Source organism: Prevotella sp. MA2016, from assembly GCF_000619825.1.
GTDB lineage: Bacteria > Bacteroidota > Bacteroidia > Bacteroidales > Bacteroidaceae > Prevotella.
Map to the genome: position 1 here is coordinate 167,437 of NZ_JHUW01000011.1, position 15,161 is coordinate 182,597.

The 15,161-nt window shown below is 50.3% G+C and carries 9 protein-coding genes and 1 pseudogene; all 10 read left to right on the forward strand.

Features of this window, described 5'->3' with window-relative positions; translation table 11 throughout:
- Window positions 1-297, forward strand: a pseudogene (locus T360_RS0109465) (gliding motility-associated C-terminal domain-containing protein); the annotation flags it as partial.
- Entirely contained in the window at window positions 281-3,115 is a 2,835-nt protein-coding gene (gene uvrA / locus T360_RS0109470) for an excinuclease ABC subunit UvrA (RefSeq protein WP_028912570.1), read from the forward strand. The pseudogene T360_RS0109465 and the gene uvrA, both read left to right, overlap by 17 nt.
- A gap of 398 nt (window positions 3,116-3,513) precedes the next feature.
- A complete protein-coding gene (gene trpB, locus T360_RS0109475; RefSeq protein ID WP_028912571.1) occupies window positions 3,514-4,719 on the forward strand; it encodes a tryptophan synthase subunit beta in 1,206 nt (401 codons plus the stop codon).
- Between the two features lie 30 nt (window positions 4,720-4,749).
- Window positions 4,750-6,141 carry an anthranilate synthase component I family protein gene (locus T360_RS0109480; protein WP_028912572.1) on the forward strand — a complete coding sequence of 464 codons (1,392 nt, stop codon included), beginning with the start codon at window positions 4,750-4,752 and terminating at the stop codon, window positions 6,139-6,141.
- Window positions 6,142-6,169: 28 nt separating this feature from the next.
- Window positions 6,170-6,733, forward strand: a complete 564-nt coding sequence (locus T360_RS0109485; RefSeq protein ID WP_028912573.1) for an aminodeoxychorismate/anthranilate synthase component II — start codon at window positions 6,170-6,172, stop codon at window positions 6,731-6,733.
- Window positions 6,734-6,787: 54 nt separating this feature from the next.
- The gene (trpD, locus tag T360_RS0109490; protein WP_028912574.1) at window positions 6,788-7,786 is read left to right on the forward strand and encodes an anthranilate phosphoribosyltransferase; all 999 of its coding nucleotides are present in this window, start codon (window positions 6,788-6,790) and stop codon (window positions 7,784-7,786) included.
- A 118-nt stretch (window positions 7,787-7,904) separates the two neighbouring features.
- Entirely contained in the window at window positions 7,905-8,690 is a 786-nt protein-coding gene (trpC, locus tag T360_RS0109495) for an indole-3-glycerol phosphate synthase TrpC (RefSeq protein ID WP_028912575.1), read from the forward strand.
- Window positions 8,687-9,337 (forward strand): phosphoribosylanthranilate isomerase, encoded by a 651-nt coding sequence (locus T360_RS0109500; RefSeq protein ID WP_028912576.1) that lies wholly within the window; start codon window positions 8,687-8,689, stop codon window positions 9,335-9,337. The genes trpC and T360_RS0109500 overlap by 4 nt, the downstream gene beginning before the upstream one ends.
- Complete coding sequence (gene trpA, locus T360_RS0109505) at window positions 9,330-10,106, forward strand: tryptophan synthase subunit alpha (protein WP_028912577.1); 777 nt, start codon at window positions 9,330-9,332, stop codon at window positions 10,104-10,106. Before T360_RS0109500 ends, trpA begins: the two co-directional genes overlap by 8 nt.
- 107 nt (window positions 10,107-10,213) lie before the next feature.
- Window positions 10,214-15,016 carry a glycoside hydrolase family 88 protein gene (locus tag T360_RS16735; protein WP_197019298.1) on the forward strand — a complete coding sequence of 1,601 codons (4,803 nt, stop codon included), beginning with the start codon at window positions 10,214-10,216 and terminating at the stop codon, window positions 15,014-15,016.
- Window positions 15,017-15,161 lie beyond the last annotated feature (145 nt).

Sequence of the window (15,161 nt, forward strand, 5' to 3'; positions counted from 1 at the left end):
GAGAGCAAGCTTATTATGCCAAATGCCTTTACCCCTAACGGTGATGGTCATAACGACATATACAAAGCCAAAACATACCAGAATCTCACCGACTTTCATGCATATATATATAATAGGTGGGGACAGAAGCTTTATGAATGGAACGACCCTGCTGAAGGATGGGATGGAACCTATCAGGGTCACGATGCTAAAGTTGGTGTGTATTTTGTGCTGGTGAAAGCCCATGGTACTGATGATGTGACATACAACATCCGCAAAGACGTAAACTTACTAAGAGGAAATGAACAGAGAAGATGAGAAGATAAACGTGTATGGTGCACGTGTACACAACCTTAAGAATATTGATGTAGAGATACCCCGTAACTCGCTCACCGTTATAACAGGACTGAGCGGTAGCGGTAAATCGTCATTAGCTTTCGACACTATCTTTGCCGAAGGCCAGCGCCGATATATCGAAACGTTCTCGGCCTATGCCCGAAACTTCCTGGGCGGGATGGAGCGCCCTGACGTTGACAAAATCACTGGTCTTTCGCCAGTAATCAGTATTGAGCAGAAGACTACTAATAAGAATCCACGCTCTACCGTAGGCACTACTACAGAGATTTATGACTACATGCGACTACTATTTGCTCGCGCAGGCCGTGCTTATAGTTTTGCCACGGGTGAGGAAATGGTACGCTATACCGAAGAGCGTGTGCTCGAAATGATTAGCGAAGATTACGCAGGACACAAAATTTATATTCTGGCTCCACTGGTACGTAGCCGTAAAGGTCATTATCGCGAGTTATTTGAAAGCATGCGCCGAAAAGGCTATCTGCACATACGTGTAGATGGCGAATTAAAGGAAATCACCCAAGGAATGAAGGTTGATCGATATAAGAATCACGATATCGAAGTGGTGATAGACCGCATGAAAGTTCCTGAGACACCTGACGAAGAACGACTTAAAAAGTCGATCTCACTCGCCATGAAGCAAGGCGACGGACTCATTATGATTCTCGACCAGGATACAGGTGAGCTAAAGCATTTCTCTAAGCGTCTGATGTGCCCTACCACAGGTATCAGCTATAGCGATCCTGCGCCAAACAATTTCTCATTCAACTCGCCTCAAGGCGCTTGCCCACACTGTAAAGGACTGGGCGTCATCAATGAGATCGACCTTGAAAAGGTTATTCCTAACAAAGCAGCCACTATCCGCGAAGGCGGCATTGTACCATTAGGAAAATATAAGAATCAGATGATTTTCTGGCAGGTAGAAGCCATTCTGAAGAAGTTTGATTGCGACTTAAATACACCCATCAGCGATATTCCTGACGATGCCATGACCGAACTACTTTATGGTTCGCTCGAAGACGTGCGCATCGACAAAGACTTGGTACGCACATCCAGCGACTATTTCGTATCCTTCGATGGTATCATCAAATACCTGCGTGGAGTGATGGAGAACGACGATTCATCGACCGGACAGAAATGGGCCGACCAGTTTCTGGCCGAGATCACCTGTCCTGAATGCCACGGTCAGCGTCTCAACCGTGAGGCACTCTCATACACGTTCGGTGGTCGTAACATCGCCGAACTGGCCAATATGGATCTGGTAGAACTGCGCCAGTGGATCGACCGTTTGGAAATTGGTGATAAACTGTCGAAACAGGAATTTACTATTGCCAAGGAGATTCTGAAAGAAATCAAGACACGCTTGGATTTCCTGCTCGATGTAGGTCTCGACTACCTGTCGCTCAACCGCCAGTCGGCAACACTGTCGGGTGGTGAGAGCCAGCGCATCCGACTGGCCACTCAGATTGGTTCACAACTCGTTAATGTGCTTTATATTCTCGACGAGCCTTCTATTGGCTTGCACCAACGCGACAACGAGCGGCTCATCAACTCGCTCAAGGAACTGCGCGACATCGGCAACACGGTAATTGTAGTAGAACACGACGAGGATATGATGCGTAGTGCCGATTACATTGTGGATATCGGTCCCCGTGCCGGTCGCAAAGGTGGCGAGGTGGTGTTCCAAGGCACTCCCGCCGAACTACTCAAGACCAATACCCTTACAGCGCAATACCTTAACGGCACACTCACTATGGCCTGCACCAACCGTCGCAAGGGCTCTGGAGAGAGTCTGGTGCTGCGTGGCTGCACGGGTAACAACCTCAAGCATATCGATGCCGAATTTCCATTGGGCAAACTCATCGTGGTAACCGGTGTGAGTGGTTCGGGTAAGAGTACGCTTATCAACGAGACGCTACAACCCATCCTGTCGCACCATTTCTATCGCTCGCTCAAACGACCTATGCCTTATGAGAGCATCGAGGGGCTCGACCTGATAGATAAGGTGGTGAGTGTCGATCAGAGTCCTATCGGTCGCACTCCTCGTTCCAACCCTGCCACTTACACAGGGGTATTCTCCGATATCCGATCACTGTTTGTCAACCTGCCCGAGGCTAAGATTCGTGGTTACAAACCGGGCCGATTCTCGTTCAACGTCAAAGGCGGACGATGCGAAACCTGTGGCGGTAATGGTTATAAGACCATCGAGATGAATTTCCTGCCCGATATTCAGGTTCCTTGTGAGGATTGCCATGGCAAGCGCTACAACCGCGAAACACTGGAAGTGCGCTACAAAGGCAAGTCGATAGCCGACGTACTCGACATGACTATCAACCAGGCCGTGGAGTTCTTTGAGAATGTGCCCGACATCCTGCGAAAAATCAAGAGCATACAGGATGTAGGTCTAGGCTACATCAAGTTAGGACAGCCCTCTACCACCCTCTCTGGTGGCGAGAGTCAGCGCATTAAACTGGCCACAGAACTCTCCAAACGCGATACAGGTAAAACCATGTATATACTCGACGAGCCCACCACAGGACTGCACTTCGAGGATATCCGTATCCTGATGCAGGTACTGCAGCAACTGGTGGATCGCGGCAATACAGTTATTATCATCGAGCACAATCTCGATGTTATCAAACAGGCCGACTGGATTATCGACATTGGTCCCGAAGGTGGTCGTGGTGGTGGCGAGATTCTCTGTGCCGGCACTCCCGAACAAGTAGCTAAAAGTAAACGCGGCTACACACCTCGCTTTATCAAAGAGATATTAAGTAAATAGCAACTGCAAAGCAGAAGGCCATTTTCCCTCTACCCTAACACTAACCTTGCTTTACCTTTTTGGTATAATAGGTTTAGTGTTAGGGTAAATTATGTAAGCAAAAAGCAACATTTGCTTACTTTTTTAATAAAAAGTTTAGAAAATGTTTGGCGGTTTGAAATGAAATACTTACTTTTGCAGGCGAAATGTTACAAAGACAACATAGAATATGAATAGAATTCAGAACAACTATTGGTGGTGGCAGAGCTCGAGATTAACAAGTCGCGAGGTTTAATGCCGTATACCTATAGATATAGTATAAAAAGGCTCGTCGCGACAGCGACGGGCCTTTTTTAATTGAACTTAGAAAATTCTTGGCGGAGCCAAGCGGCAAAGCCGAGCGGAAAATTAAATATCATATGGAGAATTATTTTGCTGACGAGAACGGTTTTTACGGAGAGTTTGGTGGCGCCTACGTGCCCGAGATACTCTACAAGTGTGTACACGACTTGCAGGAGGCCTATCTGCCTATCATCGAGAGTGCAGAGTTTAAGGCTGAGTACCATGCCCTGCTGAAGGATTATGTAGGTCGCCCTAGTCCACTTTATTACGCCAGACGTATGAGCGAGAAGTATGGCTGCCAACTATACCTGAAGCGCGAGGACCTGAACCACACAGGTGCCCACAAGATTAACAACACTATCGGACAGATTCTGTTGGCTAAGAAGTTGGGCAAGACACGTATCATAGCTGAGACTGGTGCCGGACAGCACGGCGTGGCCACTGCCACCGTATGCGCACTGATGAATATGCAGTGCGAGGTGTTTATGGGAGCTACCGATGTGGAGCGCCAGCACACTAACGTGGAGCGTATGAAGATGCTGGGAGCCACAGTGCATCCCGTACGTACAGGAAACATGACACTGAGCGATGCCTGTAGCGAGGCTATACGCGACTGGTGCTGCCACCCATCAGATACATTCTATATCGTAGGAAGCACCATGGGCCCACACCCCTACCCCGACCTGGTGGCACGTATGCAGAGCGTGATCAGCGAAGAAATCAAATGGCAGTTGGAAGAGAAGATTGGTCGCGACTATCCCGACTATCTGATAGCCTGCATCGGTGGTGGTAGCAACGCAGCCGGCACCATCTATCACTACGTGAACGAGGAGCGCACCAAGATCGTTCTGGCCGAGGCTGGCGGACACGGTTGGCAGACTAACCATACTGCTGCTACCATCCACAAAGGCACGACAGGAATTCTGCACGGTTCGAAAATGCTGGTCATGCAGGATGAGAACGGACAGATACAGGAGGCATTCACCATCAGTGCTGGTCTTGACTATCCCGGCGTAGGTCCCATGCACTGCAACATGGCCAAGAAAGGTCGCACACAGGTACTGAGTATCAACGACGACGAAGCCATCCGTGGCGGTTACGAATTGACACGTATGGAGGGTATCATCCCCGCCATCGAAAGTGCACACGCCATTGCAGCTCTCTCAAAACTCACATTCAAGCCCACTGACGTAGTGGTACTGACGGTTTCTGGTCGCGGCGATAAGGATGTAGAGACTTATCTGAAGAATAAAGCAATGGCGGGAGAATACGGGGAGTTTTAATTGAAGATTGAAAATTGAAGATTGAGAGTTATGATTACTTATAATTTTACAACTACAAGCAAAACCATTCTGGCGGATTTGTACACGCCAGTGGGGGTATATATGCGCCTGAGGGATTTGTACCCACAGAGCGCCCTGATGGAAAGTTCAGACTATCACGAAAAGGACAACTCACGCTCGTTTATCGGTATCGGTCCTATGGCCAGCGTGGCCATCGGGCACGGCATAGCAACCATCACCTATCCCGATGGCACCACACTGCAGAAAGAGGTAAATAAGACCTATCGCAGCGACAAGGCTATCCACGAACTGCTCGACCGTATTAATGTTACTGGCGACGATGCCAAGCTGTGCGGACTGTTTGGCTATACCAGTTTTAATGCTGTGCGCTATTTTGAGGATATCAACGTAAAGGACGAGACACAAGCCAAGAACGATGCCCCCGACTTGCTCTATATATTATATAAGGTGGTGATTGTGTTCGACCACTTTAATAATACGCTCAAGGTTGTTTCGCTTGAGGGTGAGGAAAAAGTAAACGACATTCTGAAGGCAATGAACAAAGCCAATATCAAGGCTTACGATTTCCATCCAATAGGCGATGTGCGTTCTACACTCACCGACGACGAGCATCGTGAGAACATTCGCCGAGGCATTAAGCACTGTCTGCGTGGCGATGTGTTCCAGATTGTGTTGAGCCGCCGATTCATCCAGCAGTACGAAGGCGACGATTTCAAACTGTATCGTGCCCTGCGCAGCATCAACCCATCTCCCTATCTGTTCTACTTCGACTTTGGTGGTTTCCGTATCTTTGGTTCAAGTCCAGAAACCCACTGCCGCATTGAAGGTAAACGTGCCTATATTGACCCGATAGCCGGTACCACTAAACGTACAGGCGATGCTGAGGCCGACCGCAAGGGGGCAGAATATCTGCGCAACGACCCCAAGGAAAACGCTGAGCACGTGATGCTGGTTGACCTGGCCCGCAACGACCTGAGCCGCAATTGTCATGGTGTAAAGGTAGATTTCTATAAGGACTTGCAGTACTACAGTCATGTGATTCATCTGGTATCACGTGTATCAGGCGAGCTCGACAAAGGTGCAGATCCTATCAAGGCTTTTATCGACACCTTTCCTGCAGGCACCCTCTCTGGTGCACCAAAGGTGCGCGCCATGCAGCTTATCAGTGACTACGAGCCACACAACCGTGGTGCCTACGGCGGTTGCATCGGCTACATCGGACTGGATGGCAGTCTGAATCAGGCCATCACCATCCGCACATTTGTATCGAGAAACGGCGAATTGTGGTTCCAGGCTGGTGGCGGTATCGTAGCCAAGAGCGATGTGGAGTACGAACTGCAAGAAGTAAACAATAAGCTTGGCGCCCTGCGCAAGGCCATACTTCAGGCAGAAAAACTTTAGATAAAAAGAACAAAAGAACAGATTTCCTATGAAGATCGTTATTATTGATAACTACGACTCGTTTACATACAATCTGAGTCATTTGGTAAAGGAACTGGGTGCCGAGGTAACGGTGCTGCGTAACGACCAGTTTAAGCTTGAGGATTTGGAGCCATACAGCAAAATCATCTTGAGTCCTGGCCCTGGCATCCCCAGCGAAGCAGGATTACTGCTCGACGTGATAAAGACCTATGCAGGCAGAAAGCCCATTTTGGGTGTATGCTTAGGTCACCAAGCCATCGGCGAAGTCTTTGGTGGCAAACTGGAGAACCTGAGCGATGTGTTCCACGGCGTAGCTACACCTTGTCACATCATCAGCGACGACCCCATCTTCAGCGGTATCGAGCGCGACATCACCATCGGGCGCTACCACTCGTGGGTGGTATCGCGCCAGGGGTTGCCCGACTGCCTTGAGGTAACCGCCCAGAGCGACGAGGGACAGATTATGGCCCTGCGCCACAAGACGCTGAACATTCGCGGTATACAGTTTCACCCAGAGAGCGTCCTCACACCCGATGGTAAGAAGATGCTACAGAACTGGATGTTCTTGTAAAATGTAAAAATGTAAAAATTAGAAAATGTAAAAATTAGAGATATGGCACAGACAATGAAAGACATCCTGAACAGGATGCTGAACCACGAGGAGCTGACTCGTGAAGAAATGAAGAATATTCTGATTGGTATCACCCAGAGTGAGTTTCCTACAGAGCAGATTACTGCCCTGCTCACAGCCTTGCAGATGCGTGGCGTGACTGTGGACGAACTGCTTGGCTTCCGCGATGGTATCTTAGAAACAGGCGTACCAGCCATTCTGAATGCCGACCGCTACATCGACGTGGTTGGTACCGGTGGCGATCGCAAGAACACCTTCAACATCTCTACCACCAGCTGCTTTGTCATTGCTGGTGCAGGCTACAAGGTGGCAAAGCATGGTAACTACGCTGCCACTAGCGTATCGGGTGCATCGAATGTGATTCAGCACCACGGCATCAAGTTTACCGATGATATCGACAAACTGAATCGCAGTCTGAACGAGGCAGGCATCGTATATCTGCACGCCCAACTGTTTGCCAAGGCCATGAAGTTTGTGGGTCCTATCCGCAAAGCCCTGCAGTTCCCCACCATCTTCAACCTGTTAGGTCCGCTGGTTAACCCCTCACAGCCCCAGTGCCAGTTGCTCGGTGTGGCCAACCTCGACCAGATGCGCCTGTATAATCAGGTTTATCAGAAGATTGGTATCGACTATGGTATCGTAAATTCGATTGATGGCTACGACGAGATCTCACTGACAGGCGATTTCAAAGTTACTACCAAGCAATACGAGCGCATCTTCAAGCCTCAGGATCTGGGCTTTGAGATAGCCAAGCCCGAGGAGCTTGTTGGCGGTGCCACTGAAGAAGAGGCAGCACAGATCTTCGACAGTGTTCTGGAGAATCGTGCCCTGCCTGCCCAGAAGAACATCGTACTGGCCAATGCCGCCTTCGGTATCCAGGTTCTGGAGAAGGGTGAGAAGAGCATCGAGGAGTGCATAGAGATTGCCCGCGAGAGTATCGACAGTGGCGCAGCCCTCCGCACCTTCAAGAAATTCGTAGAACTGAACAGCTAATTTTATTAGGCACGGATTACACGGCCTTTTTATAAAAAAACACGGCTGTTTTCAATCACGAAAAGCAGCGTTTCTCTAAAAAGAGAGCCGTGTCATCCGTGCCCCCCAAAAAATCATGATAGATATACTAAACGAAATCATTGCCCACAAGCAGCAGGAGGTAGAACAGGCTAAAGCTGCTGTTGCCCCACAGGTGCTCTATAAGCAAGTAGAGGCCATTCTCGACTTTAGCGTGGCTTCGATGAAGAGCGCCCTCACAGCGTCGGACTCAGGAATCATTGCCGAGTTTAAGCGCAAGTCGCCCTCAAAGGGATGGATTAAAGAGGAGGGCCAGCCCGACATCATCCCCCTGAGCTATCAGCAGAACGGTGCTGCAGCACTGAGCATTCTGACCGATGAGAAATATTTTGGCGGTTGCGACGATTATATTCGTATTGCCCGTCAAAGTGGCGTGAACATCCCAGTGCTCTACAAGAACTTCGTCATCGACGAGTATCAGCTGTTCCAAGCGCGCTTGTGTGGTGCTTCGGCTGTATTGCTGATAGCTGCCGACCTGACGCTGGCCGAGTGCCGTAGTCTGCTTCATACAGCTCACGAGTTAGGATTAGAAGTACTTTTAGAGATGCACTCGCACGAAGAACTGGAATACGCTGGGTTAGAGCCAGATATGTGCGGTATCAACAACCGTAACTTAGGTTCGTTTGTGACCGATGTAGAGAACTCTTTCCGACTAGCAGAGCTATTGCCAAAGGATGTGGTAAAGGTGAGCGAGAGTGGCATCTCGAATCCCGACACCGTGAAGTCACTGCGCGAGGTTGGTTTCCGTGGTTTCCTGATTGGCGAGAACTTTATGAAGACAGCCGATCCAGGATCAGCATTACGTGAATTTATTGAGAAGCTATGATAATCAAGGTTTGTGGTATGAGAGAGGCGGAGAACATCCGCGAGGTTGAACAATGTTCAATGTTAAATGATCAATGTTCAATTGATTGGATGGGATTTATTTTCTGGCCAAAGTCGAGCAGGTTTGTAAGTGAAGTGCCAGCCTATTTGCCAGAGCACTGTCAGCGTGTGGGCGTGTTTGTAGATGCCAGCATCGGCGACATCATGTCGGCCGTCAACAACTTTGCGCTCCACTTTATCCAGTTGCACGGACAGGAGTCTCCCAGTTACATCATCCAATTGAAATCCCACCTGCCTGTCGGTATTAAAATCATCAAAGCCCTTAATATCGCCACCGCCGACGACCTGCCTCAGACCAAGCCCTATGAAGGGATAGTAGATTACTTTCTCTTCGACACGAAAGGCAAGTGCGTGGGTGGAAATGGTGAGAAGTTCGACTGGACAGTACTCGATGTCTACGCAGGCTGTACACCTTTTCTGCTGAGTGGCGGTATCGGTCCTGATGATGCAGAGCGCGTTCTCAATTTCCATCACGACAAATGTATCGGCATCGATTTGAACTCACGTTTCGAGTCAGCTCCAGCCCTTAAAAATACAGAAGAAATCAAAAGATTTTTTGAAGAGTTAAATAAAAAAAGATATGAATAAGATCAATCAACTGTTCGCACAACGTGGCGACAAAAAGCTTTTAAGCCTTTATTTTTGTGCAGGCTGCCCCACCTTGGAGGGCACAGGCGACGTGATTCTCGCTATGCAGCGCCGTGGTATTGCCATGATTGAAGTTGGCATCCCATTCAGCGACCCATTGGCCGACGGTCCTGTAATCCAGAGTGCCGCCACCCAGGCTCTGAAAAACGGCATGAACCTGCATATCCTTTTCTGTCAGCTCAAAGCCATCAAAGATCAGGTACAGATCCCATTGGTACTGATGGGCTATCTGAACCCCATTCTGCACTATGGTATCGAAGCTTTCTGTCAGAGTTGTGTAGAGGCAGGCGTAAGCGGTGCCATCATCCCCGACCTGCCATTCAAGGATTATCAGGAGGTAGTAAAACCCATTGCTGATAAATACGACCTGCGCATCATCATGCTCATCACGCCAGAGACCAGTGAGGATCGTATCCGCTTTATCGACGATAATACCGATGGTTTTGTGTATATGGTGTCGAGTGCAGCCATCACTGGTGCACAGAAGAGTTTCGACGATGCCAAACAGGAATATTTCCGTCGTATCAACGCCATGAATCTGCGCAATCCGCGCATGATTGGTTTCGGCATCAGCAACAAGCAGACGCTCGAAGCCGCCCAGCAGAATGCCGCCGGTGCCATCATCGGCTCAAAGTTCGTTACCTTGCTTAACGAGAGCAAGGATGCCGACGAGGCTCTCGACAAGCTGTTTGATGCCCTTGAAAGATAACGTTTACGTAGAATTTTACGTATTGATTAGTTTGTAGTTTTGCACTTTTATTGTATATTTGCAGCAAAATTGCGAGACTGCAAACTAATAAACGTTACTAAATACAGATGATTAAAAGAATTTTCCAGATTGTGATGCTCTGTGTGCTGACACCCCTGTTAGCAGCAGCTCAGCAGTGGGACGAAGCTCAGTATCGTCAGATTGAGCAGAGTATCCGAACCCCGAAGTTTGCCGATAAGGCATATCTCATTACCAAGTATGGCGCAAAAACTACCAACACAGCCGCCAAGAATCAGAAGGCTATCCAGAAAGCCATCGACCTCTGCTCGAAGAAGGGTGGCGGTCGCGTGGTGATTCCAGCCAATCAGAAGTTCCTGACAGGTGCCATCGAGTTGAAGAGTGGTGTAAACCTGGAGGTACAGGAGGGAGCCGTACTCGAATTTGCTTTCGAACCCGAGCTCTACCCCATTGTAGAAACCTCATGGGAAGGCTTGGAGTGCTTTAACCTCTCGCCTTGTGTTTATGCTTTCAAGGCCAAGGATATTGCCATCACCGGCAAGGGCACCATCGATGGTGGTGGTAGCAACGACACCTGGTGGCCATGGAACGGCAATCCCCGTTTCGGATGGAAAGAGGGCACCATCAGTCAGCGTGGCGGTTCGCGCGCGCGCCTGCTTAAGAATGGTGAGGACGGCATACCTATGTATAATGAGAAAGGTGAGCGTAGCCCTGAGCGCATTTTCACTGCCAAAGATGGTTTGCGCCCACAGTTGGTTAGCTTCAACAAGTGCGAAGGCATCCTGCTGGAGGACGTCACCCTGTTGCGTTCGCCATTCTGGGTGATCCATCCTCTGCACTCCACCGATATCACCGTTCGTCGCGTAAAAATGATTAACGACGGACCTAACGGTGACGGTTGCGACCCAGAGTGCTGCGACCGTGTGCTGATAGAAGACTGTTTCTTCAACACCGGCGACGACTGTATCGCCATCAAGAGCGGTCGTAACCGCGACGGACGAGAGCGCAACATGCCATCCAAGAACATCATCATCCGCAACTGCGAGATGAAGAATGGTCATGGCGGTGTGGTAGTAGGCTCAGAGATTTCGGGCGGTTGCCAGAATGTGTATGCCCACGATTGTGTGATGGATTCTCCTGAGTTGGAACGCGTGCTGCGCATCAAGACCAACAGCTGCCGTGGTGGTATCATCGAGAATATCAACATGCGCAACATCACCGTTGGCAAGTGCAAAGAAAGTGTACTGAAGATTAATCTTGACTACGAGCACAACGAGATTTGCTGCCGTGGCTACTACCCCATCGTACGTAATGTGTATATGGAGAATGTCACCAGTCAGCAGTCGCAGTATGGTGTGCAGATTATCGGTCTCGACGAAGATACATTTGTTTACGACATCAATGTCAAGAACTGTCACTTCAACGGTGTCAAGAGCGGTAACTTTATGAGTGGCAAGACCCGCAACGTCAACTTCGACCGCTTGTTCATCAACGGTTCTCTGGCACTGCTCAAGGCGCCTTACCAGAACTATTCTGAGTGGATGACCTACAGTGAGATGCAGCGCAATCCCAAGAGTTATCTGCTGGATTTCTCGCAGAAACCCAAGTGGAGCTACGTGATGGGTATTGAGCTGGAAGGCATGCTCGACACCTATCTTAAATATGGTGGCGACGACATCCGCAAGTACTGTCAGGAATATACCGACACGATGATCAACGCCAAGGGCGACATTCGCAACTACGACATCCTGGACTACAACCTCGACAACGTGCGTACCGGTCATTTCGTGACCCGCATGTACCAGCAGTGGCCCGAGGCTAAGAACCTGGCAGCTATGAAGACGATGATGAAGCAGTTGCAGAACCAGCCCCGTACCATCGCCGACAAGGTATTCTGGCACAAGGCCATCTATGCTTATCAGGTGTGGCTTGATGGTATTTTCATGGGTCTGCCCTTCCGCACACTCACTGCCCCCATCACCACCACAGCCAAGGATGCTAAGAAAGGTGCCATCAACAAGATTTACGATGATGCTGTGAACCAGCTCAAGATAACCTACGAGCGCACACTCGACCCCAAGACAAGTTTGAACCGTCATGCCTACGACGAAACCCGCAACACCTTCTGGGCCGATAAGACGACAGGTCTCTCACAGCACTGCTGGGGCCGCGCGCAGGGTTGGTTCTCGATGGCACTCATCGAGGTGCTCGACGCCCTGCCCGAGAACTACGCCCGTCGCCAGGAGGTGATCGACCTGCTGCAGAAAGACCTGGATGCCGTTATCAAATGGCAAGACAAGAAGACCGGCGTGTGGTATCAGGTGATGGACCAGCCAAAGAAACAAGGCAACTATCTGGAGTCAACCTGCTCGTCGATGTTTGCCTACGTGCTGCTCAAGGCTTATAATAAAGGTTACCTTGGCACCAAGTATCGCGATGCCGGCATCAAGGCCTACAAAGGTATCATCAACAACTTTATCCGCGTCAACGAGGATAAGACCATCTCGCTCACCCAGTGTTGTTCGGTAGCAGGACTCGGTCCGGCAGCTACACCCGAGGTAGAGGCAGCGCTGAAGAAGATTAATCCCAAAGCGACAGTCAAAGAGAATACCCGCCGCGATGGAGGTTTCGACTACTATCTGTCAGAACCTATTCGCGACAATGATGCCAAAGGTGTTGGCCCGTTCATCTGGGCCTCGCTTGAAATGGAACAGTTAGGATACAATATCAACAACGTGACGGCCTCTATAGACCGTCACGCTGTTGTTAATCGCAACAACCCAATCATCACCCAAGCCGATGCACTGTCGTCACTGTCTGTAGGTAACTGTCACTTTGTAACAACTGTAGATGTCACCGGATTGCAGTCATATCCCGACGCGTATAAGACCGGTGTACCACTGTGCGCCATGAGTGATTGGGGCTGGCACCAGTTCCCCAACACCAAAGGTTTGAAACCCTCAGAATCGGAAAAAGCCTTCGATTTCGGGCATGGACATCCTGAAGTGTATGCCGTAGAGTACAAGAAAACAGAAGACGGTCGCCACAAAGAGGCTACCGATTTTTTTCGTATTAACCCCCACCGTTTAAACTTAGGTGCGCTGGGATTGCACCTCACCGATGCCAGCGGCACACCAATCCCCCTGCAGCAGCTTACCAGCATCCGTCAGGAACTGAAACTGCTGGATGGCGAGATTGAATCCACCTTCACTGCCGATGGTCAGAAAGTAGAGGTCAGCACTGGCGTTCACCCAACCAAGGATGCGGTTTACGCCCGTATCGTCAGTCAGTTGCTCAAGACACAGCAAGCCACCATCCGCCTGCGCTTTCCCTACCCCACCGGTAAGCATGCCGATGATGCCAGCGACTGGACCAAGCCCGAGAAGCACCAGTCGGAGATTATAGAGCAAGGTGCACAGAAAGCCTTGATTAAGCGCACCCTCGACAGCACTACCTATTACGTGCTGTTGCAGTGGGAAGGTCAGGCCACACTCAGCAGATGCGACCATCATGAGTTTGAGCTGGTGGCCAATGATGATGTGCTCACCGTTTCGGCAGAGTATCTGCCGGGAGAAGCAAGCCCGGCAAGTATTGCTAGTATTCCTAGCTTTGAGTACGACCAGTATCACAAAGCCACACTGCGCCATTGGAATGCCTGGTGGAAATCTGGTGCTATCGTAGATTTCTCGCAGTGTACCGATGCGCGCGCCAAGGAATTGGAGCGCCGCGTGGTACTCTCGCAATACCTTACTCAGATCAACTGTGCCAACAACATGCCCCCACAGGAAACCGGACTTACTTACAACAGCTGGTTCGGTCGGCCACACTTAGAGATGACCTGGTGGCATGCCGTAGATTTCACCCTCTGGAACCGTCCCGAGGTAGTAGCACAGATGCTGCAGTGGTATAACCAAGTGGCCTATCCTGTGGCCCGACAGATAGCCCAGCGCCAAGGTTTCAAGGGTGCACGCTGGATGAAGATGACCGACCCCTGGGCGGGCGAAGCCCCCTCTAACACCGGCTCGTTCCTGATCTGGCAGCAGCCCCACTACATCTATCTGGCCGAGGAGATGTATCGCGCCAATCCTACCGCCGAAACGCTGAAAGCCTACGGTGAGCAGGTTGAGGCCACCGCTGCGTTTATGGCCGACTACGTCACCTACGATGCTAAGCAGAAGCGCTACACATTGAAGGGAGCCACCGCCATGCAGGAGTGCATGACCAAGGATATCTCCTACAATCAGCCCTTCGAACTGGCTTATTGGCAGTACGGTTTGAAGGTAGCCAATGCGTGGCGCGAACGCCAAGGCTTGGCACGCCATCAGAAGTGGGATGACATCACAGCCCACCTGTCGCCCCTGCCCGAAGCAGATGGTGTCTATACCGCAGGCATACAGATTGGCAGCAACAAGCATCATGAGGCTTTCGACCCCTTTGATGCCACCGGTAAGAAAGTGGAGACCTTTGCCGACAAGTGCCGCAACGACCACCCTGCCGTGCTGGGCGCCTGTGGCATGCTGCCATACACCGATTTATATAATAAGGAGAAGATGCAGCGCACTCTGGACTGGGTGATGCAGAACTGGAACTGGCAAACCACCTGGGGCTGGGACTATGGCATGATAGCCATGACCGCCGCCCGTCTGGGTCAGCCCGAGACAGCCCTCAAAGCCCTGCTCATCGATACGCAGAAGAATACCTATCTGCCCAATGGCCACAACTTCCAGACCGCCGACCGCCTGCGCATCTATCTGCCCGGAAACGGGGCACTGCTCACAGCCGTGGCCATGATGTGTGCCGGTTGGGATGGATGCAGCAATCCTCTGAACCCAGGCTTCCCTCAAGATGGCAGTTGGAACGTACGCTGGGAAGGTCTGCAAAAAATGCAATAATAAGTCACAAAAATCAGTCGCACCGTGCTGTGTGCGATAACACCCCTGTACAACGTAAACGTTTGCAGGGGATTTTATATAAAAATGTATACAACTTTTCACAATTAATAATACTTTTGCAACCGAAAGTTCCTCAGTGAGCTTA

Coding starts and splice junctions, on each gene's coding strand:
- uvrA (WP_028912570.1), top strand. CDS start 281: ATGAACAGAGAAGATGAGAAGATAAACGTGTATGGTGCACGTGTACAC.
- trpB (WP_028912571.1), top strand. CDS start 3,514: ATGGAGAATTATTTTGCTGACGAGAACGGTTTTTACGGAGAGTTTGGT.
- T360_RS0109480 (WP_028912572.1), top strand. CDS start 4,750: ATGATTACTTATAATTTTACAACTACAAGCAAAACCATTCTGGCGGAT.
- T360_RS0109485 (WP_028912573.1), top strand. CDS start 6,170: ATGAAGATCGTTATTATTGATAACTACGACTCGTTTACATACAATCTG.
- trpD (WP_028912574.1), top strand. CDS start 6,788: ATGAAAGACATCCTGAACAGGATGCTGAACCACGAGGAGCTGACTCGT.
- T360_RS0109500 (WP_028912576.1), top strand. CDS start 8,687: ATGATAATCAAGGTTTGTGGTATGAGAGAGGCGGAGAACATCCGCGAG.
- trpA (WP_028912577.1), top strand. CDS start 9,330: ATGAATAAGATCAATCAACTGTTCGCACAACGTGGCGACAAAAAGCTT.
- T360_RS16735 (WP_197019298.1), top strand. CDS start 10,214: ATGATTAAAAGAATTTTCCAGATTGTGATGCTCTGTGTGCTGACACCC.